We start from the raw sequence: 25707 nt of genomic DNA, 5'->3' as shown, positions 1-25707 counted from the left end.
GTCCGTCGCCGGGCCGGACGGCCGCGGTTGCTGACTACCCTGGCCGCATGGCTCCCGTGGTGCACGCTCGTGACTTGCAGGTCGGCTACGGCGAGGCACCCGTGTGCGCCCCCGTCACCTTCACGCTCGAGGAGGGTGCCGCGGTCGCGCTCGTCGGGGCCAACGGGTCCGGCAAGTCCACGGTCCTCAAGACCGTCCTCGGGCTGCTCGACCCGCTGGGCGGGGACGTCCAGGTCCTCGGTCGCCCGGTCGACGAGCGTGAGACGTCGTTCCGGCGCGAGGTGTCCAGCGTGCTCGACGACGACGCGTACTTCCCCGCCCTGACCGTGGCGGAGCACCTGTACCTCACCGCGCGCGGCCACGGCGTCCTCGGGGCGAAGGCGGAGGTCGCGGCGCTCCTCGAGGAGTTCGGCCTCGCGGACCACGCGCGCGCCACGCCCGTCTCGCTGTCCTCGGGTCAGCGCCGCCGTCTCCTGCTGGCCGCGGGCTTCGCCCGGCCCCGGTCCCTGCTGGTGCTCGACGAGCCCGAGCAGAGGCTCGACCAGCGCATGCGCGCGCGCCTCGCGGACCTCCTCCGGGCGGAGCGGGACGCCGGCGGTGCCGTGCTCATCGCGACGCACGACCCCGACCTCGTCGCCGCGGTCTGCACCCGGGCCGTGCACGTCTCCGACGAGGCGTCGCTGGTCCTGGAGCCCGCCGAGGCGGCCGACCGGATCGCCCGGGTCGCGTTGTGACCGACGTCGACGCCCGCGCGGACGACCCGCGCGACGTGCGCGACGACCCGCGGGTCGGGGACTTCGAGCTGGGGGAGGTGCCCTCCGCGCGGGAGATCCGCCGGTTCACTGCCAGGGCCGCGCGGGCCCGAGCCGGCGTGGGTGCCGGATCCCTGCTGACGGAGCTGTACACCGTGGCGGTGAGCGTCGCGCTCTCGGTGCTCATCGTGCTGGGGATCGTCCAGCAGCTCGGTGACGCGCTGCCCCCGGCGCCGCCGACGGCCGAGCCGGGCGGGCTCAGCCTGCCGGTGCTCGTCGCGACGATCCTGCTGGCGGCCGTCGGTGCGCTCCTGTCCACGGCCGGACGTCTCGGGCCCGTCGGCGCCGAGGGGGCGCAGGCCGCGTGGTGGCTCCCGCTGCCGGTGGACCGGCGTGGCCTCCTGCGCCCTGCCGCCACCCGCGTCCCGCTCGTGGCGGCCCTCGCCGGGGGCATGGTCGTGGTGGTGCTCGAGGCCGGCCTGCTGGAGCGCCGGGGCGCGGAGCTGGTCCGCGCCGGCGTGCTCGGCGCGGCGGTCGCCGCCCTCGTCGTGCTCGCCGCCGCGGTCGCGCAGTCCCGCGGCGTGCCGCGGCGCCGGACCGCGCTGGTCGGCGACCTCCTCCTCGTCGCCGCACCCGTGCTCGCGGCCCTGGTGGTCCTGAGCGGACGCACACCCAGCTCCCTGCCGTCGGTGACGTGGGCGGCCGTCGCGGTGGTGGTCGTCGTGGCGGGCGCGCTGGCCGCACTCGTGGACCGCCGCCTCGGCGCGCTGCCGGGCCGCACGCTGCGCGAGGGCGGCTCCGTCGCCACCCACGCCGTCGGGGCGGTCGTGTCGCTCGACTCGCGCGAGCTGGGGCGCGCGTTGTCCGGTGGTGTGGCGGCACCCTCTCGTCGCCGGACGTCCCGGTTGTCGACCGTCCGCGGGCCGATGACCGCGCTGGTGACGGCCGACCTGGTCGTCCTGCGCCGGTCGTTGCGGCACGTGGTGCAGATCGTCGTGGCGACGGGCCTGCCCGTGCTGGCCACGGTGGTGCCGCAGCTCGCCGGCCCCGTCGGCATCCTGGTGACGGTGCTGCTGGGGGGCTGGATGATGTCGAGCGCGAGCGCCGAGGGCTCGCGGTGGGCCGAGATGGCGCCCGTGATCGACCGTCTCCTGCCGCTCGGCGACCGCACCGTGCGGCGGCTGCGCATGGTCGTCCCCGGTCTGGTCGCCCTCGTGTGGTCGGTCGTCGTGTTCACCGCGGTCGGCCGCTGGGCGGGCGCGACGCTGGACTGGCTCCTGCTCGGGGTCGGCGCAGCGCCGGTGTGGGCTGCGGCCGCCGTCCGGGCCGCCTACCGCCCCTCCCCGCGCTGGGACAAGCCGCTGATCTCGACGCCCGCCGGCGCGCTGCCCATGGGGGTGATGCAGGTGATCGCCCGCGGGCCGGACCTCGTGGCCTTCTGCCTGCTTCCCGTGTGGGTCGCGATCGCGCTCGGCACGGTGACGACGATCATGGTGACCGGGCAGGTCTGGATGTCGGCCATCGCGGTGATGATCGCGTCGTCGACGGCGGAGAAGGGCTGGATGGAGCGCATGCTCGAGGAGCAGGACCAGCGCAAGGCCGGTGCGCCGTGACGCGGATCGTCGCGGGCAGCGCGGGCGGGCGCACGCTCGCGGTACCCGCCTCGGGGACACGCCCGACGAGCGAGCGGGTGCGCGAGGCGCTGTTCTCGCGGTTGGAGCACCTCGACGCCGTCGACGGTGCGCGCGTGCTCGACCTGTTCGCCGGCTCCGGCGCCCTCGGCCTGGAGGCCGTCAGCCGGGGGGCGGCCCACGCCGTGCTCGTCGACGCCGCGCGTGGGGCCGTCGACGTGTGCCGCCGCAACGCCCGCACGCTCGGGCTCGCCGACCGCGTCGACGTGGTCGCCGACAAGGTCGACCGGTACCTCGCGCGCGTCGCCCCGGTGGGATCGCCGGATGTCGAGGCCTTCGACCTGGTGCTGGTCGACCCGCCCTACGACCTGCCCGACGACGCCCTCGCCACGGCCGTCGCCGGCGCGGCGCGCTGCACCGCACCGGGAGGCGTGGTCGTCGTCGAGCGCTCGTCGCGCGCCGCGGCGCCGACGTGGCCGTCGCCGCTCGTCGAGCTCGCCGACCGGCGCTACGGCGAGACCCGGGTGTGGTTCGCGGAGCACCCCGTCTGAGGGCGTGCACCGTCCTGCCGCTCACTCCACGGTGACCGTGACCACCGCGATGTTGTCGCGCGCGTCACCCGCCTGGTGAAGCGGTCCGTGTCCGCACGCCGCAGCGCTCGTGGAGCGCGCGCAGGACGTCGCGCGGGGCGTCGTGCTCCACGGACGCCGCCCGTACCGTGCGCCGGGCGAGCGCCGTCACGGCGGCGGCCCCGGCGCCCTTGCCGGCGTGCCGAAGGCGCTCCGGTACGCGGACGGCGTCGTGCCCAGGTGCCGACGGGTGTGCAGGCGCAGGTTGTCGCCCGTGCCGAGCCCTGTGCGCCGGGCGACCTCCTCGACCGGCATCGTCGGGTCGGCCTCGAGCAGCTCGCGCGCGCGGTGGACCCGCTGCTCGCTGAGCCAGCGGAGCGGTGAGGTCCCCGTCTCGTCGCGCCAGCGCCGCTGGAGGGTGCGCGTCGAGACGTGGGCGTGGTGGGCGAGGGCGTCCAGGGTCATCGCCTCGCCCAGGTGCTCGAGCGCCCAGGCCCGGGTGTCGGCGAGCGAGCCCCCGGCGACGTCGGGCACGGGTGCCGCGACGAACTGCGCCTGACCTCCCTCCCGGTGGGCGGCGACGACGAGCCGCCGTGCGACCTCGCGTGCCGCCCGGGCGCCGTGGTCACGGCGCACGACGTGCAGGCACAGGTCGATCCCGGCCGCCATGCCGGCCGACGTGAGCACGTCGCCCTCGTCGACGAACAGCACGTCGCGCTCGACGACGACGGTCGGGTGGCGTGCCACGAGCTCGTCCGTGTGCCGCCAGTGCGTCGTCGCGCGGCGACCGTCGAGCACCCCTGCGGCCGCGAGGGCGAACGCGCCGGTGCAGATGGACACGAGGCGGACGCCGCGGTCGTGCGCCGCGCGCAGCAGCTCGAGGGCCGGGCCCGGAGGCGGCGCCCAGGTGGGCCAGAAGCCGGGGACGACGACGGTCCGTGCCTCAGCGAACGCCTCGGGCCCGGCGTGCGGGGTGACTCCGTAGCCGGAGCTCGTGGTCACCGGCGCGCCGTCCGCGGTCACGAGTCGCACGGAGTACGGCGCGTCGGTCCCGGCGAAGACCTCGAGCGGGATCGTCATGTCGAACGCGACCACGCCGGGCAGGGCGAGGACCGCGACGCGGTGGGGCTGCGGCTGGTCCATGGCGGGATCCTACGGAAGGCCGGCGTTCACGACACTGGTCCACGGTGCGCGACGGCGCCACGATCGAGCCATGACGACGCCCGCCGCACTCCCACCGGCCCTGGACGACCTGCTCGACGGGGGCCGTCTGGTGCTCCCGCCCGGCGACGTCCCGCGCGCGGCGCTCGCGCTCGCGCGGGACCTCGAGCCCGACTACCTCCTGCACCACAGCGTGCGCAGCTGGGTCCTCGCACGGGTCGCGGCCGCAGAGCGCGGGTGGCGGCCGGCCGACTTCGACGACGTGGCGCTGTTCGTCGCGTGCGTGCTGCACGACACCGGGCTGCACCTGGCCTCACGCGGTGACCGGCGCTTCGAGGTCGAGGGTGCCGACCTGGCGCGGTCGTTCGTGATCTCCCAGGGCCTGCCGACGAGCACGGCCGACACGGTGTGGGACGCGGTCGCCCTGCACACGTCGGTCGGGATCGCCGAGCACAAGCAGGCCGAGGTCGCGCTCGCGCGCGCGGGCATCGCCATGGACTTCGGGTCCGGCGCGGACGCCGTGCCGGACACCCTGGCAGCGGTGCTCACGACGGAGCTGCCTCGCCTCGACCTGACGCGCCGGATCGTCGACGCGATCGTCGAGCACGCCGCCGGCAGCGACGTGCGCGCTCCTGCGGCGAGCCTGCCGGGCCTGCTCGTGCGTGAGAGGCGCGAGCCGCCGCACGTCACGTCGATGGAGCGCGCGGCCGCGGCGGGGCGCTGGGGCGTCTGACGTCCGAGGAGGTGGTGCTCGGCAGTTGTTCGGCCGTCGCACGGGACCCGAGCCCGCACGGCGGATGTCCGTGCCCTGTCGCAGCATGGTCGTCATGCCCAGCACGTCGACCATGAACCGTGTCCTCGTCGTCCTCGTCGCCGCGGGTGTCGCCGTCACCGCAGGGTGCGGTGCCGCGCCGCGGGAGGCGCCGACGGCGGTCCCCACCGCGAGCAGCGCCCCGGCCCCGACGACCACGCGGTCGCCGACCGCCACGCAGCTGCCGCTCGCACTCGAGGAGCTCGAGGCCCGCTACGACGCCCGCCTCGGCGTGCACGCCGTCGACACCGGCACCGGTGCCGCGGTCGCGTGGCGCCCCGACGAGCGGTTCGCGTACGCGTCGACGATCAAGGCCCTCGCGGCCGGCGCGGTCCTCGACCTCGTCGGCGTGGACGGGCTCGCCCGCGAGGTCCCGGTCCGGGCCGAGGACATCGTGACCTACTCGCCGGTGACGGAGACGCGCGTCGGGGGCACGATGACGCTCGCCGAGGTGGCGGAGGCGGCCGTGACGCGCAGCGACAACACCGCCGGCAACCTGCTCTTCGAGGTGCTGGGCGGCCCTGCGGCGCTCGACGAGGCGCTCGCGGTCCTCGGCGACGACGTCACCGTCGTCGCCCGCACCGAACCCGACCTCAACGAGGCCACGCCGGGTGACGAGCGCGACACCACGACGCCGCGGGTGCTGGCCGCGGACCTGCGCGAGTACGTCCTCGGAACGACGCTCACGGACGACGAGCGGGCCGTCCTCACCGCCTGGCTCACCGGGACGCAGACCGGCGACACCCTGGTGCGCGCCCTGCTGCCTGCCGACTGGGTGGTCGGCGACAAGTCCGGCACCGGGGGCTTCGGCACCCGGAACGACGTCGCGGTCGTGTGGCCGACGGACGGTGCACCGATCGTGGTCGCCGTCATGTCCGACCGTGCGGAGCGCGACGCCGAGCCCGACGACGCCGTCGTCGCCGAGGCGGCGGCAGCCGCGGTCGCGGCCCTCGGGCGGTCCTGACGTCGCGCCTCGTCCGGCTGTCGCCGAACGCTCAGCGCACGGACGCCACGTACCGGTGGTCGGCTGCCCGTAGCCGCTCGACCAGCACGTCGCCGACGGCCGTCGCGGGCGTGAGCGACCCGGCACGGTCCGGGAGCCGGTCGCCGTCCAGCGCCAGGGCGAGCGCCGCCTCCCCGAGCATCACGGCCGTCGCGGAGTAGCCGGGGTCACCCCGGCCGGCGGCCAGCGCGCGGTAGTGCTGACCGGTCGTCGTCACCGCGTGGAGGTCCATGCGGAACCACCCGGCGCGCCGGGTCTCCGCGTCCGGGCCCGTGCCCGGGGCCGGCAGCACCCGGTCGAGCAGCGCACGCGTCGGTGGCGCCGCCAGCGCCGCGAGCGCGAGCGGCAGCCCGACCGTCAGCCCGGCGGCCCTCGCCGCCCCGCGCAGCCCGGAGCCGGTCGCCGCCACCTCCTGGTAGCGCAGCTCGCGGCCGTACGCCCAGCCTTGCAGCGCGTTCGACCGCCGCACCACGCGCGTGTTGAACGACCCCATCGGCGACGTCGCGACCCAGCGGCCGTCGACCGTGCGCCCGGGCGCCGGGGTGTCCGAGGGCTGCGGCACGTCCGGCTCGGCGGTGCGGTCGGGACTCAGGGAGAACGGGTCGGCGAGCAGGCGGCGGACTGCCGGGTCCCGTCCGGCCAGCTCGGCGATGCCGCGCGCCGACGCGACGGTGCCGCCGCTGACACCGCCGCGCGCGCTCGCGACCAGGCGGACGCGCCCCAGCGAGCCGGCGCCGTCGGCGGCGACGCGCCGGTGCAGCACCAGGACGGCGAGGTCGGACGGGACGGCGTCGTACCCGCACGCGTGGACGAGGCGCGCTCCGGTCGCCCGGGCGACCTCGTCGTGCGCGTCGGCGGCCTGCCGGACGAACGGCACCTCGCCGGTCAGGTCGGCGTAGTGGGTGCCGGCGCGGGCGCACGCCTCGACGACCGGAAGCCCGTGCTGCAGGTACGGCCCCACGGTGCTGACCAGGACGCGCGTCGACGCGGCCAGCGCGCGCAGGGACGGCGCGTCGTCGGTGTCCGCGACGAGGACCGGCCACGCGTGGGCGCGCTCGGGAAGCGCCGCCCGCGTCCGTACCAACCTCTCGTGGGACCGTCCTGCCAGCGCGATGCGGGTCCCGGCAGGGGCCTGCCGCGCGAGGTGCTCGCACAGGAGCGTCCCGACGAACCCGGTCGCCCCGAGGACGACGACGTCGTGCTCGCGTGCGGTGCCGACCATCCGGTCAGCGTGTCGCCGCCCGCGGGGGAGTGCAACCGCGGGCGTCGCCGACGGTCGTGACGAAGCGGTCCAGCACGGCGACCCAGCGGTCGCGGGCCTCGTCCTTCGCCGCGGGCGTGGGCAGGCCGGTCTGCGTCGCGACGAGCGTGGCCGTGGCGCCACCGCGTGGCTCGCTCGTCACGGCGACGGGCCACCCCTCGCGCGAGCGGGCGCGCCAGGTGATCCGCCGTTCGGTGCCGCTGACGCGCGGCTCGCCGACGACGCAGTCGCGGACCTCGTCGTCCTCGGTGGCGAAACGCGTCCACGCCGCCATGAGGTCGGTCATGTCCCACGGCGTCGCTCGGCTCACGCTGGTCTGGAACGTGCCGTCCGACCGCTGCCCGGGCAGCCGCCGGCCGATGTGCTGCTCGTACGCGACGGTCACGGACCGGGCCCACCACGCGGCGGAGGGCGTCGTGCCCTCCATCTCGGCGGTCACGCGTCCGGCGATCGTGCCGTGGTCCGGCCGCGCGGCACCCCACGACCCCAGGAGCCCGAGCCACGCGTCCCAGGTCCGGCCCGTCGCGCGTTCGAGCTGCTCGATCCGGCGGTTCGCCGTCGTGGTCCCTCCTGCGTCGAGCATGCGCTCTGCACGCGGGGCGACCCGGTCCGGCGGGGCGGTGCCTGCTCAGCCGTGCAGGACGGTGAGCACGGGCCCGTCGTCGCCGAGCACGTGCGTGCCGGCCGTCGAGAAGCCGTGCCGCTCGTAGAACGGCAGGTTGCGTGGATCGGTCGTGCCGAGCCACGGCGTGCCGGTGACGTCGCGCAGGGCGCCGATGCCGTGGTCGAGCAGCTCGCCACCCCGACCGCGCGACTGGTGCGCCGGGTGCACCGCGAGGTAGTTGAGGTAGGGGCCGGGGGTCGTCGGGGCGAGGGCGCCCGCACCACCCAGCGCGCCGAGCACCTGCGTCGCCCTGCGCGCGCCGACGAGGGCGCGCAGCACGCCGGCGGACGTCGTCGACCGCCAGGACGTCGACCCGACCGGCCGCCAGGTAGCGCTCGAGGGACGGGCCGAGCCAGGCCGCGCACGCCTCGGTACGGGTCTCGTCGTCCGGCAGCACCCAGCGCATCAGCGGGTTGTCGTCGTAGGCCAGCGCGCACACCGTGCGCAGGACCGGCAGGTCGGCGTACGTCGCGGTGCGGACGTGGCTCACGGAGGAACGCTAGCGCGTCGCCGTCGGGTCCGTCGGGGGCCGGTGACGTAGGTTGGCGTCCGTGAGAACCGCCGTCTGCCCCGGGTCGTTCGACCCGATCACGCTGGGTCACGTGGACGTCGTCCGGCGCGCCCGGTCGATGTTCGACGAGGTCGTGGTGGCGGTGGCGCACAACGCCTCGAAGCGGTCGCTGCTGCCGCCCGACGAACGGGTCCGGCTGGCGGCGGACGCGCTGGCGGGGTGGGAGGGCGTGCGGGTCGTGTCGACGGACGGGCTGCTCGTCGACCTCGTGCGGGACGTCGGGGCGTGCGCGGTCGTCAAGGGCCTGCGCAGCGGCGCGGACCTCGACGCGGAGCTCGCGATGGCACTGATGAACCGGCACCTGTCCGGCGTGGAGACGGTCTTCGTCCTGGGCGACCCGGCGCGTGCGCACATCGCGTCGTCCCTGGTCAAGGACGTGGCACGGCACGGCGGGCCGATCGACGACATGGTGACGCCCGAGGTGGCGGCAGCGGTGCGACAGGCACTGGCACCGTCCCCGGGCGTCGGGGGAGAGGACGGACGATGACCGAGCACGTGGACGACGGCGTGGAGCGGACGGAAGGTGTCGGCGGTGTGCTCGACGCGCTCGAGGACGCGGTGACGCAGGCACGGGCGATGCCGATGTCCTCGTCCGTCCTGGTGAACCGGGCGGAGATCCTGGAGCTGGTCGACCAGGTGCGCGCGGCGCTGCCGTCCCAGCTGCACCAGGCGGACGAGGTCCTGGCCGACGCGGACGCCGCGCGCGCCGCGGCGCAGGCGGAGGCCGACGCGCTCCTGGCCCGTGCTCGCAGCCGTGCGGCCGCGCTCGTGGAGCAGGAGAGCATCGTGACGGCGGCCCAGTCGCGGGCTGCCGAGATCCTCGCCGAGGCGCAGGAGACGGCCGAGGCGCTGCGCCGTGACGCGGACGACTACTGCGACCGTCGGCTCGCGGACTTCGAGATCGACCTGGGCAAGGTGCTGTCGCAGGTGCAGGCAGGACGCGCGAAGCTCGCGGGCCGGCTGGTCCCGGGCGAGAACGCGTAGCGGCTGCGGCCACGGCGGGCGACACCGGTTTGGGACAGCGCACCACGTGCCGTAGAGTTCTCGGTTGGTCCTGCCGGTCGTGGCGTGGGCCGAGCCGTCATTGCCGCAACTAGGTGCCGCGCGCCCGCGCACGGTGCCGCCTGGAAACGAGGGGACCGGACCGTGCGCCCATCCCACCTCGATCCCAGCTCGCCGTTCGTGCTCGAGACACACGAGCTCGGACGACGTCCGGGATCGATGCGGACGGTGCAGCGGACGGTCGCGGCACCTGACGAGCTCGGCAGCGGCATGATCGGCATCCCTGCCGGGAGCGACCTGGAGCTGGATCTTCGGCTCGAGGCGGTCATGGAAGGGGTCCTGGTCTCCGGATCGATCCGCGGCGAAGCCGTCGGGGAGTGCGTGAGGTGCCTGGAGCAGGTGGTCGAGCCAGTCGACGCGCCGCTGCAGGAGCTGTACGTGTACCCCGAGCGTGCCGACGCCGCGGCGGCGAGCGGTGACGAGGACGAGGACGTGCGTGAGCTGGAGGGCGACCTGGTCGACCTCGAGCCCGCGCTGCGTGACGCGGTCGTGCCCGCGCTGCCCTTCCGGCCCCTGTGCCGGGTGGACTGCCCGGGCCTGTGCTCCGAGTGCGGGGCGCGGCTCGCCGACGACCCGGACCACGCGCATGAGACGATCGACCCCCGGTGGGCGGCCCTCGGCGGCCTGCAGGGCACAGACGACGAGAAGAGAGAGAGCTGACCGTGGCGGTTCCGAAGCGCAAGATGTCGCGCAGCAACACCCGTGCGCGTCGGTCGCAGTGGAAGACCACTGCCACGACGCTCACCACCTGCCCCCAGTGCAAGTCGCAGACGCGCCCGCACATCGCGTGCCCGTCGTGCGGTGCGTACAACGGCCGTCGCTACGTCGAGGCCGTGCGCAGCGAGCACGAGGCCGTCTGACCGACACGGCCACGATGACCGGCACACCCGTCGACACCGACGTCGCGTGAGCACGGCAGCGCAGTCGCTCCTCGAGAAGCTCGGGGTCCACCTGGACCCCGAGCTTCTCGTGCTCGCCCTGACGCACCGCTCGTTCGCCCACGAGGCCGGCGGCATCCCCACCAACGAGCGCCTGGAGTTCCTGGGCGACACCGTGCTGGGGCTCGTCGTCACCGAGCACCTGTACCGGGCCCACCCCTCGCACTCCGAGGGCGACCTGGCCAAGATGCGCGCGGCCACCGTGTCGCAGCGCGCCCTCGCTCGGGTCGCCCGCACCCTCGACCTCGGCGACTACGTGCTGCTGGGCAAGGGCGAGCTCGCCACCGGCGGCAAGGACAAGGACTCGATCCTGTCCGACACGCTCGAGGCGATCTTCGGCGCGGTCTACCTCTCCCACGGCCTCGAGCCGGCGCGCGAGCTGGTCGACCGCCTGGTGAGCCCGACCCTGGCGGCAGCAGCCGACCTGGGCGCCGGCCTCGACTGGAAGACCTCCCTGCAGGAGCTGTCCGCCGCGCTCGGGCTCGGTGCCCCGTACTACGAGGTCACGGGCGAGGGCCCCGACCACGCCCGGACGTTCACGGCCCGGGCGGTCGTGGGCGGCGAGGTCCGCGGGAGCGGCACCGGACCGGCCAAGAAGGTCGCGGAGCAGGAGGCCGCCGCAGCGGCGTGGACCACCCTGAGCGCGCTGCGCGACGCCGCAGCGTCCGACGGCGCGACGGCCGACGCCGCGACGGCCGAGGACGTGACCGCCGACGACGTGACCGCCGACGACGTGGCCGCCGACCCGCGCTGACGCGTGCCCGAGCTCCCCGAGGTCGAGACCGTCCGTGACGGGCTCGAGCGGCACGTGCTCGGCCGCACCGTCGTCGGTGTCGAGGTGCGGCGGGACTACTCCGTGCGCCGGCACGACGGCGGCCCGGTCGACCTCGCCGCGCGCCTGACGGGACGACGCCTGGAGGCCGCGGTGCGGCGCGGCAAGTTCCTGTGGCTGCTCCTCGACACCGGGGCGCGGCAGGGTGACGACGGCCTGCTGGCGCACCTCGGGATGAGCGGGCAGCTGCTGGTGCGTGGGCCCGGCCCCGCGGCTGCGCCCGGCCCGGCGGGCTGGGTCGACCACCCGCACCTGCGCGTGCGGTTCGCCCTCGACGACGGGTCCGCCCTGGACTTCGTGGACCAGCGCACGTTCGGGCACCTGTCGGTGCCGGACCTGGTCCCCACCGCGGACGGGGCGCCCGGTGGGCGCGGCTCGCCGCGCGCCGTCGTGCCGGCGCCCGTCGCGCACATCGCCCGCGACCTGCTGGACCCCGCGCTGGACCGCCCGGCCCTCGTCGACGCCGTGCGGTCCCGGCGCACGGAGCTCAAGCGCGCGCTGCTCGACCAGACGCTCGTGTCGGGCATCGGCAACATCTACGCGGACGAGGCGCTCTGGCGCGCGCGGCTGCACGGCGCCCGTCCCACGGCGACGCTGCGGCGCGCCGAGGTGACGCGCGTCCTGGACGCCGCCGCGGAGGTCATGTCCGAGGCGCTGGCCCAGGGCGGGACGAGCTTCGACGCGCTGTACGTGAACGTGAACGGGGCGTCGGGCTACTTCGACCGGTCCCTGGCCGTCTACGGCCAGGAGGGCCGCCCGTGCCCGCGGTGCGGCACGCCCGTGCGGCGCGACGCCTTCGCCAACCGCTCGTCGTTCAGCTGCCCGCGCTGCCAGCCGCGGCCCCGGCGCCCACGCGTCTGACGCCGCTCAGCGCGGCACGACGTTGCGCAGGGGGCGGCCGGCCAGGAAGAGGTCGACGTTCTGCGCCACCAGGTCCTGCCAGCCGACCGGGCGCCCGCCGGCCGCGTGCGGGCTGATCAGCACGTCCGGCTCGTCCCACAGCGGTGAGTCCGCCGGCAGCGGCTCGGTGGCGAGCACGTCGAGCGCCGCGCCCGCGACGGTGCCCGCGCGGACCGCGGCGAGCAGCGCGTCCTCGTCGAGCGTGGAGCCGCGGCCCGCGTTGACGACCCACGCGCGGGACGGCAGCAGCCCCAGCACCCGCGCGTCGATCGCACGGTGGGTCGCGTCGAGCGCCGGGAGCAGGCCGATGAGCACGTCGGTCGTCGGCAGGATCCCCGGCAGGTCGGCGGGCGTCACCACGCGCACCCCGTGGCGCACCCCCGCCGTGGTCGCCACGCCCGTCACGCGGGCCCCCAGACCCGTCAGGAGGGGCGCCAGCCGCGCCGCGATCGAGCCGAAACCCCAGACGGTGACGTGCGCGTCCGTCAGGGTGCGCACCCGCCCGGGGTCGTGCAGGGGCTGCAGGCCGCCGAGCTCGGCGGCCCAGCGGTGCGCCGCCTGCGCCCGGACCATGCCGGGAACGCTGCGCAGGCAGGCCAGCGTCAGCGCCAGGACGTGCTCCGTGACGGTCGCGTCGTGCAGGCCGCGTCCGTTGGTGATGACGGCCTCGGGGGCGAACCCCGCGGCGAGGACGGCGTCGGGCCCCGCCGCCAGGGTCTGCACCCACCGCACGTGCGGCGCGGCGGCGGCGAGCTCCGCCAACCGGTCGGCGGGGTTGCCCCAGACGACGATCGCGTCGGCGTGCGCGGCCTGCGGCGGGGGCGCTGCGGCGACGTCGTAGGGGACCGGTACGACGCCCGCCGGCAGGCGCGGCGCGCCGTCGACGGACGTGGGCAGGAGGATCGTGGTCACGGGTCGATACGATGCCAGTGTGTCAGCCACGAGCCAGTCGACGCCGCCGCCCGCACCGGGTGCTCGGCCCGGGCCCATCTCCGTCATGATCGTCGACGACCACGAGGTCGTCCGCCGCGGCATCGCCGAGGTCGTCGAGCGCACCGACGGCATGACCGTCGTCGCCGAGGCCGGGTCCGTCGCCGACGGCGTCCGGCGCGCCAACCTCGTCCGGCCGCAGGTCATGCTCGTCGACCTGCAGATGCCGGACGGCACGGGCATCGACCTCATCCAGGCGGTCCGCGAGACGCTGCCCGAGGCGCGCGCCATCGTCCTGACGTCGTTCGACGACGACGACGCGCTCGCGGCGGCGCTCGACGCCGGGGCGGCCGCCTACCTGCTCAAGAGCGTGCGCGGGGCGGAGATCACCGACGTGATCCGCGCGGTCGCGGCCGGACGCACGCTGCTCGACGACCGCACGGTGGCCCGCCGCCGCGCCGGGCACGAGGACCCGACGGAGTCGCTGACGCCCAGCGAGCTGCGCGTCCTGGACCTCATCGGTGAGGGCATGTCCAACCGCGAGATCGCCGAGCGTCTCGGCGTCGCCGAGAAGACGGTGAAGAACCACATCACGTCGCTGCTGGCGAAGATGGGGCTGCAGCGGCGCACGCAGGTCGCCGCCTGGGTGGCGTCGCGCAAGAACTCCGGCTGGCGGGCCGAGCCCGGGCACTGACGGGCCCGCGGCGCACCGCCGGACGGTGCGCCGCAGGCGCCGCCCGTGCGCCCACGGCGCCCGGTCAGCCGAGCGGCGCCTGCCACATGAGCAGCGTGCCCGTTCCGCTGGGTGCGGTGCCGATGCTGAACGTCCCGCCGTGCTGCCGCGCGCGGGCCGCGAGGTTGCCGGTCCCGGAGCTGCGCTCCCGGTCGGCAGGCAGGCCCACGCCGTCGTCCTCGACGTCGACCTCCACCGAACCGGTCGGACCCGACCCGCGCACCGCGACGCGCACGGTGACCGACGACGCCTGCGCGTGCCGCGCGGCGTTGGCCAGCCCTTCGCGCACCACCGCCACCACGTCGTCCGTCAGCTGCTGCTCGAGGCGTTCGTCGAGGTGGTCCTGCGCGTCGGCGTCGTCCTGCGACAGGTCCTCGCCGTCGAGCGAGAGCACCAGGGACGGGGCGAAGCCCAGGCCGGTGCGGGCGAGCGACGCCTCGCGGCGCAGGCGCTCGACCAACCCCGTGGCGGCGTCCGGGTCACGCAGCGCGTAGACGATCTGCCGGATCTGCCGCACCGAGCTGTCGACGTTGTCCAGCGCCTCCTCGACGATGCTCGTGAGCTCCTGGGGGTCGACGCCGCGCGCCGCCCGGCGGCGCACGGTCTCCAGCTGCATGCCGGTCGCGAACAGCTGCTGGATGGCCAGGTCGTGCAGGTCCCGTGCGATGCGCTCGCGCTCGTCGAGGAGGGCCGCGACGTCCTGCGCGTGCCGGGCCTCGGCGAGCACGTACGCGAGCGCGGCCTGGGCGGCGAACGACTCGGCGGTGGCCAGGTCCCGCTCGTCGAACGGGGTGCGGCCGATGCGGCGCAGCAGGACGAGCACGCCGACGCCGCGGCCCGAGGAGTGCAGCGGGGCGAACATCGCCGGGCCGAAGGCGCGCATCTCGTCGACCTTGACGGTCCGCGACGCGGACAGGGACGGCGTGAGCAGCCCGCGCCCCTCCTCGAGGACCGTCCAGGCGCGCCCGCCGCGGGGCATGACCAGGCCCGTCAGCTCGGCCGCGTGGTAGCCGTCGGCCAGCTCGATGAACAGCTCTCCGCCCATGCCGGGCAGGGCGAGCGCGGCGGTGTCCGCACCGGCGACCTCGCGCGCGGTGCGCGCCACGTGCTCCAGCGCCGACTCCTCGTCCACGCCCTCGAGGAGCATGGTGGTGATGTCCTGGCCGGCGCGCAGCCAGTGCTCACGACGCTCCGCCTCGGCGTAGAGCTGAGCGTTGGCGACGGCGACCCCGGCGGCGGCGGCCAGGGCGAGCACCATCCGCTCGTCGCCCACGGTGAACGCGCCGCCGCCCTCCTTCTCCGACAGGTACAGCTGGCCGAAGACGTGCTCGCCGACCTTCACCGACGCCCCGAGGAACGACCCCATGGACGGGTGGTGGGCGGGCCAGCCCTGGAACGCCGGGTGCTGGGTCAGGTCGTCCAGCCGCAGCACGCCCTCGTGGGGGATCTGCCCCAGGACGCCGTGCGCGTGCGGGGGGTGCCGCAGCATCCGGGCCACGGCCGTCGGCACGCCGGTGTAGACGAACGTCGTCGAGGTCCCCGAGTCGTCCAGCACGTTGATCGCGCCGTACCGGGCGTGCGTCAGCTCGGCGCTGACCTGGACGAAGCGGTCGAGGACGGCCGACAGCTCGAGGTGCCCGGCGACCGCCAGCATCGCGCCGAGCAGGTCCGTCAGCGCGTCCCCGGTCAGGAGAGCGGGCGGCGGTGGGCGGTCGGAGATGACCCCGTGCTCGAACGGCGTCCCCGCCGTCGGCAACCTGCCGGGCACCTCCCGCATCTCGCCCCGGTACTCGTTCACGACGTCTCCTGCTGCTCGGCCTGCACGGCCTCACGGTAGCCCGGCACGCGCGTGACCAGCTCCGCGTGCGTGCCGCGCGCCGCGACCCGCCCGCCCGCGAGCCACAGCACCTCGTCGGCGGCGGTCAGCGGTGCGAGCCGGTGGCTGACGACGAGGACGCCCCGGGCCCGGCCGTCGCGTGTCGGTGGCGCGTGCCACAGCTCGTCCAGGAGGGCGTCCGCGGTGGGGGCGTCGAGGTGCTCGGCGGGCTCGTCGACGAGCAGGAGCAGGGCGTCGCTCAGCAGCGCGCGGGCCAGCAGCAGACGCCGGCGCTCGCCGCCGGACACCGTGCGGGCGTCGGAGCCCACGATCGTGTCGAGCCCGTCGGGCAGGCCGGCCAGCCACGGGCCCAGACCCGCGCGGCGCAGGGCGTCGGTGGCCTCGTCGGGCGACACGTCGCCGCGCGCGACGCGCAGGTTCTCCAGGACGGAGGTGCCGAAGACGTGCGCGTCCTCGCTCGTCATGACGACGTCGCGCACGACCCGCTCACGGCCGGCGACCGCCAGCGGCGACCCGTCGAGGGTGACCTCGCCCTCCACGGGCGGCAGCAGTCCCGCGAGCGTGAGCAGCAGGGTGGTCTTGCCCTCGCCGCTGGGTCCGGCGACGGCCAGCCGGCGGCCCGGCGACAGCGTCAGGTCGACCCCGGTGAGGACCGCGGGACGCCCGGGCCAGCCGCAGGCCAGACTGCGCGCGACGAGCCTCGGGGCACCCGCGGTGCCCGACGGTGCGGGCGCCGGTGCGGACGGCCGCGGCGCCACGGCGGTCGGGGCAGACGGCTCCGCGGTCCCGCGCGCGTCGTCGGCGTCGTCGAGCAGCGCCAGCACGCGCGCCGCGGCGGCGCGCGAGCGCTGCACCTGCACGGCCGCCGCCGGCAGCAGCGAGGTCGCCTCGAACGCGGCCAGGGGCGTCAGCACGATCACCGCCAGCTCGACCGGGGCGAGCAGCCCCGCCCGGACCGCCGGCACGCCGGTGACGAGCGCCGCCAGGACGGCCGCCCCGACGGCGAGCTGGCCGATCGCCGCCGCCACCGCCGCCGGGCGCGCCCCCGCGTCCGTGGCACGCGCCAGGTCCGCGTCCGCGGCCCGCAGCGCGTCGAGCTCGCCGCCCAGGCGCCCCGAGACGGCCAGCGGACCGGCGTCGTCGAGCACGCCCAGCGACGTGGCGCTCATGCGCGCCCGGGCCAGGACGCCGCGCTCCTCGGTCGTCCGGGCGCCCCGGGCCGCGAGCCAGGGGGCGAGCACGCCCGCCGCCAGCAGGCTCAGCGCCAGCGCGAGCCCCGCCGGTGGCCAGAACAGGGCCATCGCGACCGACGTGCCCACGCCGAGGGTCACCGCGACGCCCGCCGGGAGCAGCCCGCGGACCACGACGTCGCCCACGGCGTCGACGTCGGCACCGACCCGCGCGAGCAGGTCCCCGCGGCGCACTCCCAGCAGGGCGCGGGGCGAGCCCGCGGCGAGCCGCTCGTAGAGGGTGGTGCGCAGGTTCGCCATGCCGCGCAGCGCGACGTCGTGCGACACGAGGCGCTCCAGGTACCGCATGAGGCCGCGCCCGATGCCGAAGGCGCGGACCGCCACGGTGGCGACCGAGAGCTCCAGCACGGGCGGCATCTGGGACGCGCGGGCGATGAGCCACGCCGAGACGGCGGCGAGCGCGACCGCGCACCCGAGCGCGAGGGTGCCGAGCAGGACGGCCAGCGCGACGCGCCGCGGGTTCACGTCGAGCAGGCGGACCGCGCGTCGCAGCGTGCCCCGCGGCGGCGGGGTCGGCCCGTCGACGGCCGGGGGAGCGGTGGTCGGGGGAGCGGTGCTCATCGCGTCACCTGCTCGGTGACCGTGGCCGAGGAGACGACGTGCACCAGGTCGTCCGCGCGGCTCGCGAGGGACGCGCGGTGGGCGACGAGCAGCACGGCGCAGCCCGCGGCCCGCAGCGCGTCGAGCGTCGCCAGGACCACCTGCTCGCCGGCGGCGTCCAGGTGGGCCGTGGGCTCGTCGAGCACGACCACCGGGCTGGGACGCAGCAGCGCCCGGGTCAGGGCGAGCCGTTGGCGCTGCCCGACGCTCAGCCCCGCCCCGCCGGTGCCCAGGACGGTGTCCCAGCCCGCGGGTAGGGACGCCACGACGGCGTCCAGGCCGGTGAGCGCGGCCGCCCGGTCCCGGTCGCCCGGTGCGGGGGACCCGAGCACCTCCTCGACCGTCCCCGGCTCGAGCACCGGGCGCTGCGGGAGCCAGGTGACCTGACGCCAGTAGCCGTGCAGGTCCACGTCGCTCAGCGCGGTCACCGTGCCGTCCGCCGCCACGAGCTCGACGCGCCCCTCGTCGGGGGGCAGCAGGCCGAGCAGCACCTCGACGGTCGTGGACTTGCCGACGCCCGACGGCCCGACGAGCGCGACCACCCGCCCGGGGCGCAGCGCGACGTCCACGGGGGCCGGCGCCCAGCCGCCCCGGGCGCGCACGGCGACCCCGCGGGCCCGCACGACGCCGGCCGTCAGGTCGGGAGCTGGCCGGGTCCCGGCGGCCGGCACGGGGACCTCGAGCACCGCGAAGGCGCGGTCCGCGGCGGCGACGCCGTCGGTGGACGCGTGGAAGTGCAGGCCGACCTGGCGCAGCGGGTTGAACACCTCCGGTGCCAGCACCAGCACCGCGAGGCCCGTCACGAGGTCGAGGTGGCCGTACACGAGCCGCAGGCCGATGCCGACCGCCACGAGCGCGACGGAGAGCGTGGTGAGCAGCTCGAGGACCATGCCCGAGAGGAAGGCGATCCGCAGGGTGCCCATGGTGGCCCGGCGGTGCGCGTCCCCCAGGTCACGGACGCGGGCGGCCGGTCCGCGCTCGCGCCCGAAGGCCCGCAGCGTCGTCAGGCCGGCCAGGAGGTCGAGCACCTGCGCGCCCAGCCGCTGCATGACCGCCAGGCCACGCTCGGAGCGTCCCTGCGTCATGACGCCGACGAGCCACATGAACAGCGGCACGAGCGGCACGGTGCCCGCGAGGATCGCTGCCGACACCCAGTCCAGCCCGAGGACGACGAGCAGCGTCGCCGGCGTGAGCGTGGCGGCCAGCACGAGCTGCGGCAGGTAGCGCACGAAGTACGGCTCGAGCGCGTCGAGGCCGCGGGTGGCCAGGGTCACGAGGCTCGCGCCGTCGGTCGGTGCCGCGCGCCGTGGCCCGACCGCGGCGGCGTGCGCGACGACACGCTCGCGCAGCTCGGCGACGGCGCGCGTCGCGGCCCGGTGCGCGTAACGCTCCTGCGCCCCGGCCACGAGCGCCCGTGCGACGACGACGAGCACCAGCCACCCGGCGAGCGGGGCGACCTGCGCGAGCGTCGCCCCGTCCGCGACGGCGGATCCCAGGGCGTGCGCCAGCAGCAGGGCCTGGGCGACGACGAGCCCGCCCGTCAGCACTCCGAGCGCGACCGTGAGGGCGAGGTAGCCCCGGGCTGCCCGTGCGTACCGCAGCAGGCGGGGGTCGAGGGGCTTCACACCGTCCAGCAGATCATGCTCAGGACCGCGAGACCACGCGCTCGAACGTGAGCCCGGTCGCCTCGGGGATGTGCTCGATGGTCAGCCGCTTGCGGAAGACCCAGTAGGTCCAGCCCTGGTACAGCAGCACGATCGGCGTGAGGATCACCGCCACCCAGGTCATGACCGTCAGGGTGTAGTCGGTGGACGAGGCGTTCTCGACCGTCAGCGAGTTCGCCGGGTCGAACGCGGGCATCACGTCGGGGAACATCGAGCCGAAGATCAGCACCACGGCGGCGACGATCGTCACGACGGAGGCGCCGAACGCCAGGGCCTCGCGGCGCTGCCGCGTCGCGACCACGACGAGGACGAGCGCGACGGCGGCGACCAGCACGGCCGCCCACGTCCAGGCCTCGCCGCTGTAGGCGACCTGCGCCCACACGGCCCACACGCCCGCCGCGAGCAGCGTGACGACCGAGCTGCGGGCCGCGAACGTGCCCGCCCGCTCGCGCATCTCGCCGTCGGTCTTCATCGCGAGGAAGATCGCGCCGTGCGTGAGGAAGATGCTGAGCGTCACCACGCCGCCGAGCAGGGCGAACGGCGAGAGCAGCGCGAAGAACCCGCCGACGTACTGGTGGTTCGCGTCCAGCTCGACGCCGCGCACGAGGTTGGCGAACGCGACACCCCAGAGCAGGGCGGGGACGAACGAGCCGAAGATCAGCGCCCGGTCCGCCCAGGTGCGCCACTGCGGGGAGTCGATCTTGCCGCGCCACTCGAACGCGACGACGCGCACGATCAGCGCGATGAGGATGAGGAACAGCGGCAGGTAGAACCCGGAGAACAGGGTGGCGTACCACTCGGGGAACGCGGCGAACGTCGCTCCGCCGGCGGTGAGCAGCCACACCTCGTTGCCGTCCCACACGGGGCCGATGGTGTTGATCATCAGCCGGCGCTCCTTCTCGCGGCGCAGCTTGTCGCCCCGCGGCAGGATCGCGAGCAGCATGCCGACGCCGAAGTCGAAGCCCTCGAGGACGAGGTAGCCGGTCCACAGGACCGCGATGAGGAGGAACCAGACGACGGGGAGGTCCATGACGGGCTCCTCAGTAGGCGAAGGACAGCGGACGGGTGGTCCCGTCGGCGTCGTCGGCGGGCGGGTTGGCCTCGGGGCTGGGGTCGTGCTCGGTGTCTGCGACGCCCTGGACGGCGTACCGCTTCATGAGCCGGAACCACACGACCATGAGCACGCCGTACAGCAGCGTGAACCCGATCATCGAGAACAGGACCATGCCGGGACTGACGACCTCGCTGACGCCGCGGGCGGTGAGCAGCCACACGCCGTCGACGCCGGACGCGTCGGGGTTGGGCGCCACCACCCAGGGCTGGCGTCCCATCTCGGTGAAGATCCAGCCGAACGCCGAGGCGAGGAACGGGGTCGCGATCGCCGCGAGGCCGAGCCGGCCGAACCACACGTTGCCGGTGACCGACCCCTTGCGGCGCAGCAGCCACAGCGCGGCCAGCGACAGCGCGGCGGACCCGACGCCCAGCCCGATCATGAGGCGGAAGGACCAGTAGGTGACGGCCAGGTTCGGGTAGAACCGCGTGTCCTCGTCGACGCCGGACGAGACGCCGTTGGCCTCGTCCCACTCGGCGATCCACTGCGCGTACTCCTCCTGGAGCTCGTCCACGCCGCGGATGGGTGCGGTGAAGTCGTTGGTCGCCAGGAAGGACGTCAGGCCGGGGATCTCGATGAGGTGCTTCACGTTGGCGCAGTCGTTCGTGAGGTCACCGATCGCGAGGATCGAGAAGGGTGCGCCCTCCTGCGAGGTGCACAGGCCCTCGGCGGCCGCCATCTTGGCCGGCTGCTGCTGGAACATCAGCTTGGCCTGCCAGTCACCCGACAGCGCCACGCCGGCGCCCGAGACGAGCATCGTGACCAGCCCGAGGACCACCGCGGGGCGGTACACGTCGCGTGCCTTGTCGACCTGCCCCGAGCGCACGAGCCGCACCATCCACCAGGCGGCGATGCCGGCGACGAAGGTGCCCGCGGTGAGGAACGCGGCCGCGATGGTGTGCGGGAACGCCGCGAGCAGGGTGGGGTTCGTGAGGACCGCGACGATGTCGGTCATCTCGGCGCGACCGGTCTCCAGGTTGAACGTGGTACCGACCGGGTGCTGCATCCAGGAGTTGGCCGCGAGGATGAAGTACGCGGACAGGTTCGTCGCGATGGCCACGGCCCAGATGCAGGCGAGGTGGATCTTCTTGGGCAGCTTGTCCCAGCCGAAGATCCACAGGCCGAGGAACGTCGACTCGACGAAGAACGCGGCGAGCGCCTCCATCGCCAGCGGAGCCCCGAACACGTCGCCGACGAACCGCGAGTACTCCGACCAGTTCATGCCGAACTGGAACTCCTGGACGATGCCGGTGGCGACACCGATCGCGAAGTTGATGAGCAGGAGCTTGCCGAAGAACTTCGTCAGCCGCAGCCACCGCTCGTTGCCCGTGCGCACCCACGCGGTCTGCATGATCGCGACGAGCGGCGACAGGCCGATCGTCAGCGGCACGAAGATGAAGTGGTAGACGGTCGTGATGCCGAACTGCCAGCGGGCCAGGTCGAGGGCGTCCACGCGGGTCCTCCATGCGTGTGCGAGGGGCAGGGCGTGTGTGCGGCCGGACCGGGTGGGGGCGTGGTCGCAGGACGCGCCTGCACGGCGCGTCTCCTTGGAACGGTAGGCCGGGCGTCCCGGGGCGGCAGGGACGAAGGTCCCGGGTGCTGACGACACGTCGTCAACTCACCCTGGTCATCAGGGGGGTTGTGGCGGGGTCCTGTGCGATACTCGACACGGCCCCGACGTCCACACCGCCGGGACCGACGAGCTCGCCGCACCAGTGACCGTGCAGGCCAGCCGCCGCCCCGCCCTCGGCGGGCTCCAGCCTGGAGCCCCGAGACGGCCTGGCAGGCGATGGCGCCGGAGGGTGCGGCGGCTGCGACCGACGACTTCCGTCGCCGCGCCGGGTAGCACCGCCGTGAGCGACGACCGACCGCCTGGGGGTGCACGTCGTGTGGGCGGGCTCCCCGGTACCCAGGAGCACCCGCTTGCCTCCCGTGAACACCCCCGAGAACTCGTCCGACGCCGACGTCAGCGAGGTCGCCGACGCGGCGCCCCGCAAGCGACGTCGCCGTGTGGTCCGTGACGTCGTCACCCCCGACGCGACGCCCGACGCCCCGGCGTCCGAGGTGGCCGCCGAGCCCGCGGTCGAGCCGGCCCCGGAGCCCGTGGCCGAGGAGCCCGTGGCCCCGGAGCCCGTGGCAGGGGAGCCCGCGGCCGTCGAGCCGCCCGCCGCACCGCCGGCCGCCGCTCCGACGCGTGCGCGCCGGTCGCGCCGCGTGACGCGCACCGTCGTGCTCGACGACGCCCCCGCCACGGCGGCCGTGCCGCAGCCTGCGGCGGAGCCTGCGCCGGCGGTCGACGTGCCCGAGGCCGCGGCGCCCGTCGCCGAGGACGTCGTGGACGAGGACGCCGACGCCGCTGCCGACACGGCTGCCGACACCGCCGAGGTGAGCGCGCCCGAGGCGCAGGACGCCGACGAGCCCGAGGCCAGTGGTGTGGCCGAGTCCGTGGCCGAGGAGGCCGAGGAGCGCGCACCGCGCCGACGCCGCTCGGGCCGCCGCGGCGGCCGCGCCGGCCGTGCCGCGCAGGACGTCGACGCCGCCGAGGCCACAACAGCCGACGCTGCCGTCGGGTCGGACGACACCGACCCCGGATCTGCGCCGGACGCCGTGCCGGGCGACGTGGCGCCGGGTGACGTGGCGCGCAGCGCCGCCCCGCTCGACGTGCTCGCCGAGCTGGGGCCCGTCCGCACCGCCGACGAGCCCCCGGCCCGCGCCCGCCTCGCCACGACCGCGCTGCTGTTCCAGGCGCCGGACCCCGCGGTCCGCCCGCGGCGCCGCCGGGCGCAGGCCTCCACGGGGTCGCCCGAGGAGATCTCCGGCACCGCGCGCGTCGAGGCCGAGGAGCAGGACGCCCCTGCCGCCGAGGTCACCACGCCCGACGCCGCCCAGCCCGCCCCGGAGGAGGGCTCGGGCCGGCCGCGCCGCCGCCGGGGTCGTGGCCGCCGTGGCGCGTCGGACGTCGAGGAGACGGGCTCGGCCGACGACACGACGTCCGAGCCGACCGACGACGAGGTGACGGACGCGTCCGTCGCCACCGAGGACGCGTCGGACGACGTCGAGCCCGCCACCCCCGAGGGTGCGGACGGCGACGACGAGCAGGACGAGGACGGTGCGTCGGGCCGCCGCCGCCGTCGCCGCGGGGGCCGCGGCCGGCGCGGGCGTGCGGACGCCGGTGGCGACGACGACGCGTCCGACGAGGCCGCCGGTGACGACGACGCGGACGCCGGGTCCGGCACCGACACGGCGGACGACGCCGGTGACGACGAGGGCTCGGGGTCGAGCCGCCGTCGCCGTCGCCGTCGCCGCGGTGCCCGGGGCGACGCGGCGGAGGAGCCGCGCCGCCGGACGTCGGGCGACGAGGTCACCGCGCTGCGCGGCTCGACCCGGCTCGAGGCGAAGCGGCAGCGTCGCCGTGAGGGTCGCGACGCCGGTCGGCGCCGCCAGATCATCACCGAGGCGGAGTTCCTGGCGCGCCGCGAGTCCGTCGAGCGCTCCATGGTGGTGCGCGAGGTCGACGGCCGCACGCAGATCGCCGTCCTCGAGGACGGCGTGCTCGTCGAGCACTACGTCTCGAACCAGGCGCAGGCCTCGATGGTGGGCAACGTCTACCTGGGTCGCGTGCAGAACGTGCTGCCCAGCATGGAGGCCGCCTTCGTAGACGTGGGCAAGGGCCGCAACGCCGTGCTCTACGCCGGCGAGGTCAACTGGGACGCGGCCGGGCTCGAGGGCCAGCCGCGCCGCATCGAGCAGGCGCTGAAGTCCGGCGACGCGGTCCTGGTGCAGGTCACCAAGGACCCGATCGGCCACAAGGGCGCGCGCCTGACGAGCCAGATCACGCTCGCCGGCCGCTACCTCGTGTACGTGCCCGGCGGCGGCATGACCGGCATCAGCCGCAAGCTGCCCGACACCGAGCGCTCGCGCCTGAAGAAGATCCTGCGCGACCTCGTGCCCGACTCGGCCGGCGTCATCGTGCGCACCGCGGCCGAGGGGGCCAGCGAGGACGAGCTGCGCGCCGACGTGGCCCGCCTGCAGGGCCAGTGGGAGGCGATCGAGAAGAAGCGGAAGACCGCGAACGCGCCCGCCCTGCTGCAGGGCGAGCCGGACATGGCGATCCGCGTCGTCCGCGACATCTTCAACGACGACTTCTCCTCCCTGGTGGTGCAGGGCGACGACGCCTGGTCGACGATCTCGACCTACGTGGGCGACCTCGCACCCGACCTGGCGGCGCGCGTCGAGAAGTGGACCGGCACGCAGGACGTGTTCACGGTGCACCGTGTCGACGAGCAGCTCGCCAAGGGCATGGACCGCAAGGTCTGGCTGCCGTCCGGCGGGTCGCTGGTCATCGACCGCACCGAGGCCATGACGGTCGTCGACGTCAACACCGGCAAGTTCACCGGTGCGGGCGGGACGCTCGAGGAGACGGTCACCCGCAACAACCTCGAGGCGGCCGAGGAGATCGTGCGCCAGCTCCGGCTGCGCGACATCGGCGGCATCATCGTCATCGACTTCATCGACATGGTGCTCGAGTCCAACCGTGACCTGGTGCTGCGTCGGCTCGTCGAGTGCCTCGGGCGCGACCGCACCAAGCACCAGGTCGCCGAGGTCACGTCGCTCGGGCTCGTGCAGATGACGCGCAAGCGCGTCGGGCAGGGCCTGGTCGAGGCGTTCAGCGAGACCTGCGAGCACTGCCACGGGCGCGGGTTCATCGTCCACACCGACCCGGTGGGCCGGAACGGGCGACCGGAGACCCCGGCGCAGCAGCCGGCGGCCGAGCAGGGCGAGTCGAAGCGGTCGCGGCGCAAGCGTGCGGCGGCCGACGCGGGCGCCGCGCCCGCCGCTGCGGTGCCGGTGCTCCCGGAGGCGCGCGAGGCGGTCAAGGCCACGCTCGCGACGATCGCCGCCGCGGCGGCCCACGCGCACGAGCACGACGCCGACCGGCCGGAGGATGCGGACGTCGACGTGGCGCCCGACGCGTCGTCCCGCGCCGTCACGCCGGTGGACGCCGAGCAGGCGCCCGCAGCGGCGGAGGACGCCGGCCACGGCGCCGCGACGCTCGACGTCATCGCCGAGCTCGGCGCCGTCGTGCGGGAGCCCCGCCGTCGGCGCGCGACCAGGGTCGCGAGCACGGACGCCCAGCTCGAGCTGCACGCCGTCGCCCCCGAGGTCTTCGCGGTCGACGACGAGGCGGACGAGACCGGCCCGGACGCGCAGGACGCGCCCGCGGACGGTGGCGTGGAGCGCACGGCGGCCCCGCAGCCGGCCGACGACTGACGTCCCCGCACGTGACGCCCGCCACCAGGGCGGGCGTCACGGCGGGGCCCGTTTGACCGGGCGGGAACGGGTCCGTACCCTAGAACGTCGGTGCGTCACGCACGTACCGGGAGGTGGATGTGCCCCCGAGGACACCCTCGGACCCGGGTGCGTCGC

At 75.6% G+C, this 25707-nt stretch carries 23 protein-coding genes; 13 read left to right on the top strand and 10 right to left on the bottom strand.

Annotated features, from left to right (window positions below; all coding sequences use genetic code 11):
• The first annotated feature begins 47 nt into the window (after positions 1 to 47).
• The 3 genes from KG103_RS11650 to rsmD are packed head-to-tail and all read left to right on the top strand — an operon-like array spanning position 48 to position 2934.
• A complete protein-coding gene (locus tag KG103_RS11650) occupies positions 48 to 734 on the top strand; it encodes an ABC transporter ATP-binding protein (RefSeq protein WP_207340992.1) in 687 nt (228 codons plus the stop codon).
• Entirely contained in the window at positions 731 to 2365 is a 1635-nt protein-coding gene (locus tag KG103_RS11645; RefSeq protein WP_249670565.1) for a DUF6297 family protein, read from the top strand. The genes KG103_RS11650 and KG103_RS11645 overlap by 4 nt, the downstream gene beginning before the upstream one ends.
• Positions 2362 to 2934, top strand: coding sequence for a 16S rRNA (guanine(966)-N(2))-methyltransferase RsmD (gene rsmD / locus KG103_RS11640; RefSeq protein WP_207340993.1), 573 nt, complete (start codon positions 2362 to 2364; stop codon positions 2932 to 2934). The genes KG103_RS11645 and rsmD overlap by 4 nt, the downstream gene beginning before the upstream one ends.
• A 186-nt stretch (positions 2935 to 3120) precedes the next feature.
• Here the strand turns inward: rsmD and KG103_RS11635 are convergent, their stop codons facing one another.
• Complete coding sequence (locus tag KG103_RS11635; RefSeq protein WP_207340994.1) at positions 3121 to 4095, bottom strand: GlxA family transcriptional regulator; 975 nt, start codon at positions 4093 to 4095, stop codon at positions 3121 to 3123.
• Positions 4096 to 4165: 70 nt separating this feature from the next.
• Here KG103_RS11635 and KG103_RS11630 point away from each other — a divergent pair, with 70 nt between their 5' ends.
• Both KG103_RS11630 and bla read left to right on the top strand, forming a co-directional pair.
• Positions 4166 to 4846, top strand: coding sequence for an HD domain-containing protein (locus KG103_RS11630; protein ID WP_207340995.1), 681 nt, complete (start codon positions 4166 to 4168; stop codon positions 4844 to 4846).
• 94 nt (positions 4847 to 4940) lie between these two features.
• The gene (gene bla / locus KG103_RS11625) at positions 4941 to 5888 is read left to right on the top strand and encodes a class A beta-lactamase (RefSeq protein WP_243656429.1); all 948 of its coding nucleotides are present in this window, start codon (positions 4941 to 4943) and stop codon (positions 5886 to 5888) included.
• Between the two features lie 31 nt (positions 5889 to 5919).
• On the opposite strand, the gene KG103_RS11620 is transcribed toward bla, so the two are convergent.
• The 3 genes from KG103_RS11620 to KG103_RS11610 are packed head-to-tail and all read right to left on the bottom strand — an operon-like array spanning position 5920 to position 8131.
• The gene (locus KG103_RS11620; protein ID WP_207340996.1) at positions 5920 to 7149 is read right to left on the bottom strand and encodes a saccharopine dehydrogenase family protein; all 1230 of its coding nucleotides are present in this window, start codon (positions 7147 to 7149) and stop codon (positions 5920 to 5922) included.
• A 4-nt stretch (positions 7150 to 7153) separates the two neighbouring features.
• Complete coding sequence (locus KG103_RS11615) at positions 7154 to 7771, bottom strand: hypothetical protein (protein ID WP_207340997.1); 618 nt, start codon at positions 7769 to 7771, stop codon at positions 7154 to 7156.
• Between the two features lie 45 nt (positions 7772 to 7816).
• A complete protein-coding gene (locus KG103_RS11610; RefSeq protein ID WP_207340998.1) occupies positions 7817 to 8131 on the bottom strand; it encodes a GNAT family N-acetyltransferase in 315 nt (104 codons plus the stop codon).
• A 272-nt stretch (positions 8132 to 8403) separates the two neighbouring features.
• Here KG103_RS11610 and coaD point away from each other — a divergent pair, with 272 nt between their 5' ends.
• The 6 genes from coaD to mutM all read left to right on the top strand — a co-directional run bounded on the left by coaD (position 8404) and on the right by mutM (position 12116).
• The gene (gene coaD, locus KG103_RS11605; RefSeq protein ID WP_207340999.1) at positions 8404 to 8910 is read left to right on the top strand and encodes a pantetheine-phosphate adenylyltransferase; all 507 of its coding nucleotides are present in this window, start codon (positions 8404 to 8406) and stop codon (positions 8908 to 8910) included.
• Complete coding sequence (locus KG103_RS11600; protein ID WP_207341000.1) at positions 8907 to 9407, top strand: hypothetical protein; 501 nt, start codon at positions 8907 to 8909, stop codon at positions 9405 to 9407. Before coaD ends, KG103_RS11600 begins: the two co-directional genes overlap by 4 nt.
• Positions 9408 to 9644: 237 nt before the next feature.
• On the top strand, positions 9645 to 10145 hold the full coding sequence (locus tag KG103_RS11595; protein WP_207800394.1) for a YceD family protein: 501 nt from the start codon (positions 9645 to 9647) through the stop codon (positions 10143 to 10145).
• Positions 10146 to 10147: 2 nt separating this feature from the next.
• The gene (gene rpmF / locus KG103_RS11590) at positions 10148 to 10345 is read left to right on the top strand and encodes a 50S ribosomal protein L32 (RefSeq protein WP_089799764.1); all 198 of its coding nucleotides are present in this window, start codon (positions 10148 to 10150) and stop codon (positions 10343 to 10345) included.
• A 46-nt stretch (positions 10346 to 10391) separates the two neighbouring features.
• Positions 10392 to 11177, top strand: coding sequence for a ribonuclease III (gene rnc / locus KG103_RS11585; protein ID WP_207341002.1), 786 nt, complete (start codon positions 10392 to 10394; stop codon positions 11175 to 11177).
• Positions 11178 to 11180: 3 nt separating this feature from the next.
• Positions 11181 to 12116 (top strand): bifunctional DNA-formamidopyrimidine glycosylase/DNA-(apurinic or apyrimidinic site) lyase, encoded by a 936-nt coding sequence (mutM, locus tag KG103_RS11580; protein WP_207341003.1) that lies wholly within the window; start codon positions 11181 to 11183, stop codon positions 12114 to 12116.
• Between the two features lie 6 nt (positions 12117 to 12122).
• On the opposite strand, the gene KG103_RS11575 is transcribed toward mutM, so the two are convergent.
• Complete coding sequence (locus tag KG103_RS11575) at positions 12123 to 13067, bottom strand: NAD(P)-dependent oxidoreductase (protein WP_249670564.1); 945 nt, start codon at positions 13065 to 13067, stop codon at positions 12123 to 12125.
• An 85-nt stretch (positions 13068 to 13152) separates the two neighbouring features.
• Here KG103_RS11575 and KG103_RS11570 point away from each other — a divergent pair, with 85 nt between their 5' ends.
• A complete protein-coding gene (locus KG103_RS11570) occupies positions 13153 to 13779 on the top strand; it encodes a response regulator (RefSeq protein ID WP_207341005.1) in 627 nt (208 codons plus the stop codon).
• Positions 13780 to 13843: 64 nt separating this feature from the next.
• Here KG103_RS11570 and KG103_RS11565 read toward each other — a convergent pair whose 3' ends face one another.
• The 5 genes from KG103_RS11565 to KG103_RS11545 are packed head-to-tail and all read right to left on the bottom strand — an operon-like array spanning position 13844 to position 21733.
• A complete protein-coding gene (locus KG103_RS11565; RefSeq protein ID WP_307860939.1) occupies positions 13844 to 15616 on the bottom strand; it encodes a sensor histidine kinase in 1773 nt (590 codons plus the stop codon).
• On the bottom strand, positions 15613 to 17466 hold the full coding sequence (gene cydC / locus KG103_RS11560) for a thiol reductant ABC exporter subunit CydC (RefSeq protein WP_207341006.1): 1854 nt from the start codon (positions 17464 to 17466) through the stop codon (positions 15613 to 15615). Before cydC ends, KG103_RS11565 begins: the two co-directional genes overlap by 4 nt.
• The gene (gene cydD / locus KG103_RS11555; RefSeq protein ID WP_207341007.1) at positions 17463 to 19130 is read right to left on the bottom strand and encodes a thiol reductant ABC exporter subunit CydD; all 1668 of its coding nucleotides are present in this window, start codon (positions 19128 to 19130) and stop codon (positions 17463 to 17465) included. Before cydD ends, cydC begins: the two co-directional genes overlap by 4 nt.
• A gap of 19 nt (positions 19131 to 19149) precedes the next feature.
• Positions 19150 to 20199 carry a cytochrome d ubiquinol oxidase subunit II gene (gene cydB / locus KG103_RS11550; protein WP_207341008.1) on the bottom strand — a complete coding sequence of 350 codons (1050 nt, stop codon included), beginning with the start codon at positions 20197 to 20199 and terminating at the stop codon, positions 19150 to 19152.
• A 10-nt stretch (positions 20200 to 20209) separates the two neighbouring features.
• Positions 20210 to 21733, bottom strand: coding sequence for a cytochrome ubiquinol oxidase subunit I (locus KG103_RS11545; protein ID WP_207341009.1), 1524 nt, complete (start codon positions 21731 to 21733; stop codon positions 20210 to 20212).
• 470 nt (positions 21734 to 22203) lie between these two features.
• On the opposite strand from KG103_RS11545, the gene KG103_RS11540 reads away from it, so the two are divergent.
• Entirely contained in the window at positions 22204 to 25551 is a 3348-nt protein-coding gene (locus KG103_RS11540) for an Rne/Rng family ribonuclease (protein WP_207341010.1), read from the top strand.
• Positions 25552 to 25707: the final 156 nt, after the last annotated feature.

Source organism: Cellulomonas wangleii, from assembly GCF_018388445.1.
In the GTDB taxonomy this organism is placed as follows: domain Bacteria; phylum Actinomycetota; class Actinomycetes; order Actinomycetales; family Cellulomonadaceae; genus Cellulomonas; species Cellulomonas wangleii.
This window is presented reverse-complemented; position numbering and strand designations above follow the sequence as displayed.

Excerpts from the sequence above, each read along its gene's own strand:
- KG103_RS11650 (WP_207340992.1), top strand. The coding sequence starts at position 48 with ATGGCTCCCGTGGTGCACGCTCGTGACTTGCAGGTCGGCTACGGCGAG.
- KG103_RS11635 (WP_207340994.1), bottom strand. The coding sequence starts at position 4,095 with ATGGACCAGCCGCAGCCCCACCGCGTCGCGGTCCTCGCCCTGCCCGGC.
- KG103_RS11630 (WP_207340995.1), top strand. The coding sequence starts at position 4,166 with ATGACGACGCCCGCCGCACTCCCACCGGCCCTGGACGACCTGCTCGAC.
- bla (WP_243656429.1), top strand. The coding sequence starts at position 4,941 with ATGCCCAGCACGTCGACCATGAACCGTGTCCTCGTCGTCCTCGTCGCC.
- KG103_RS11620 (WP_207340996.1), bottom strand. The coding sequence starts at position 7,149 with ATGGTCGGCACCGCACGCGAGCACGACGTCGTCGTCCTCGGGGCGACC.
- KG103_RS11615 (WP_207340997.1), bottom strand. The coding sequence starts at position 7,771 with ATGCTCGACGCAGGAGGGACCACGACGGCGAACCGCCGGATCGAGCAG.
- KG103_RS11600 (WP_207341000.1), top strand. The coding sequence starts at position 8,907 with ATGACCGAGCACGTGGACGACGGCGTGGAGCGGACGGAAGGTGTCGGC.
- KG103_RS11595 (WP_207800394.1), top strand. The coding sequence starts at position 9,645 with ATGCGGACGGTGCAGCGGACGGTCGCGGCACCTGACGAGCTCGGCAGC.
- KG103_RS11570 (WP_207341005.1), top strand. The coding sequence starts at position 13,153 with ATGATCGTCGACGACCACGAGGTCGTCCGCCGCGGCATCGCCGAGGTC.
- cydC (WP_207341006.1), bottom strand. The coding sequence starts at position 17,466 with ATGAGCACCGCTCCCCCGACCACCGCTCCCCCGGCCGTCGACGGGCCG.
- cydB (WP_207341008.1), bottom strand. The coding sequence starts at position 20,199 with ATGGACCTCCCCGTCGTCTGGTTCCTCCTCATCGCGGTCCTGTGGACC.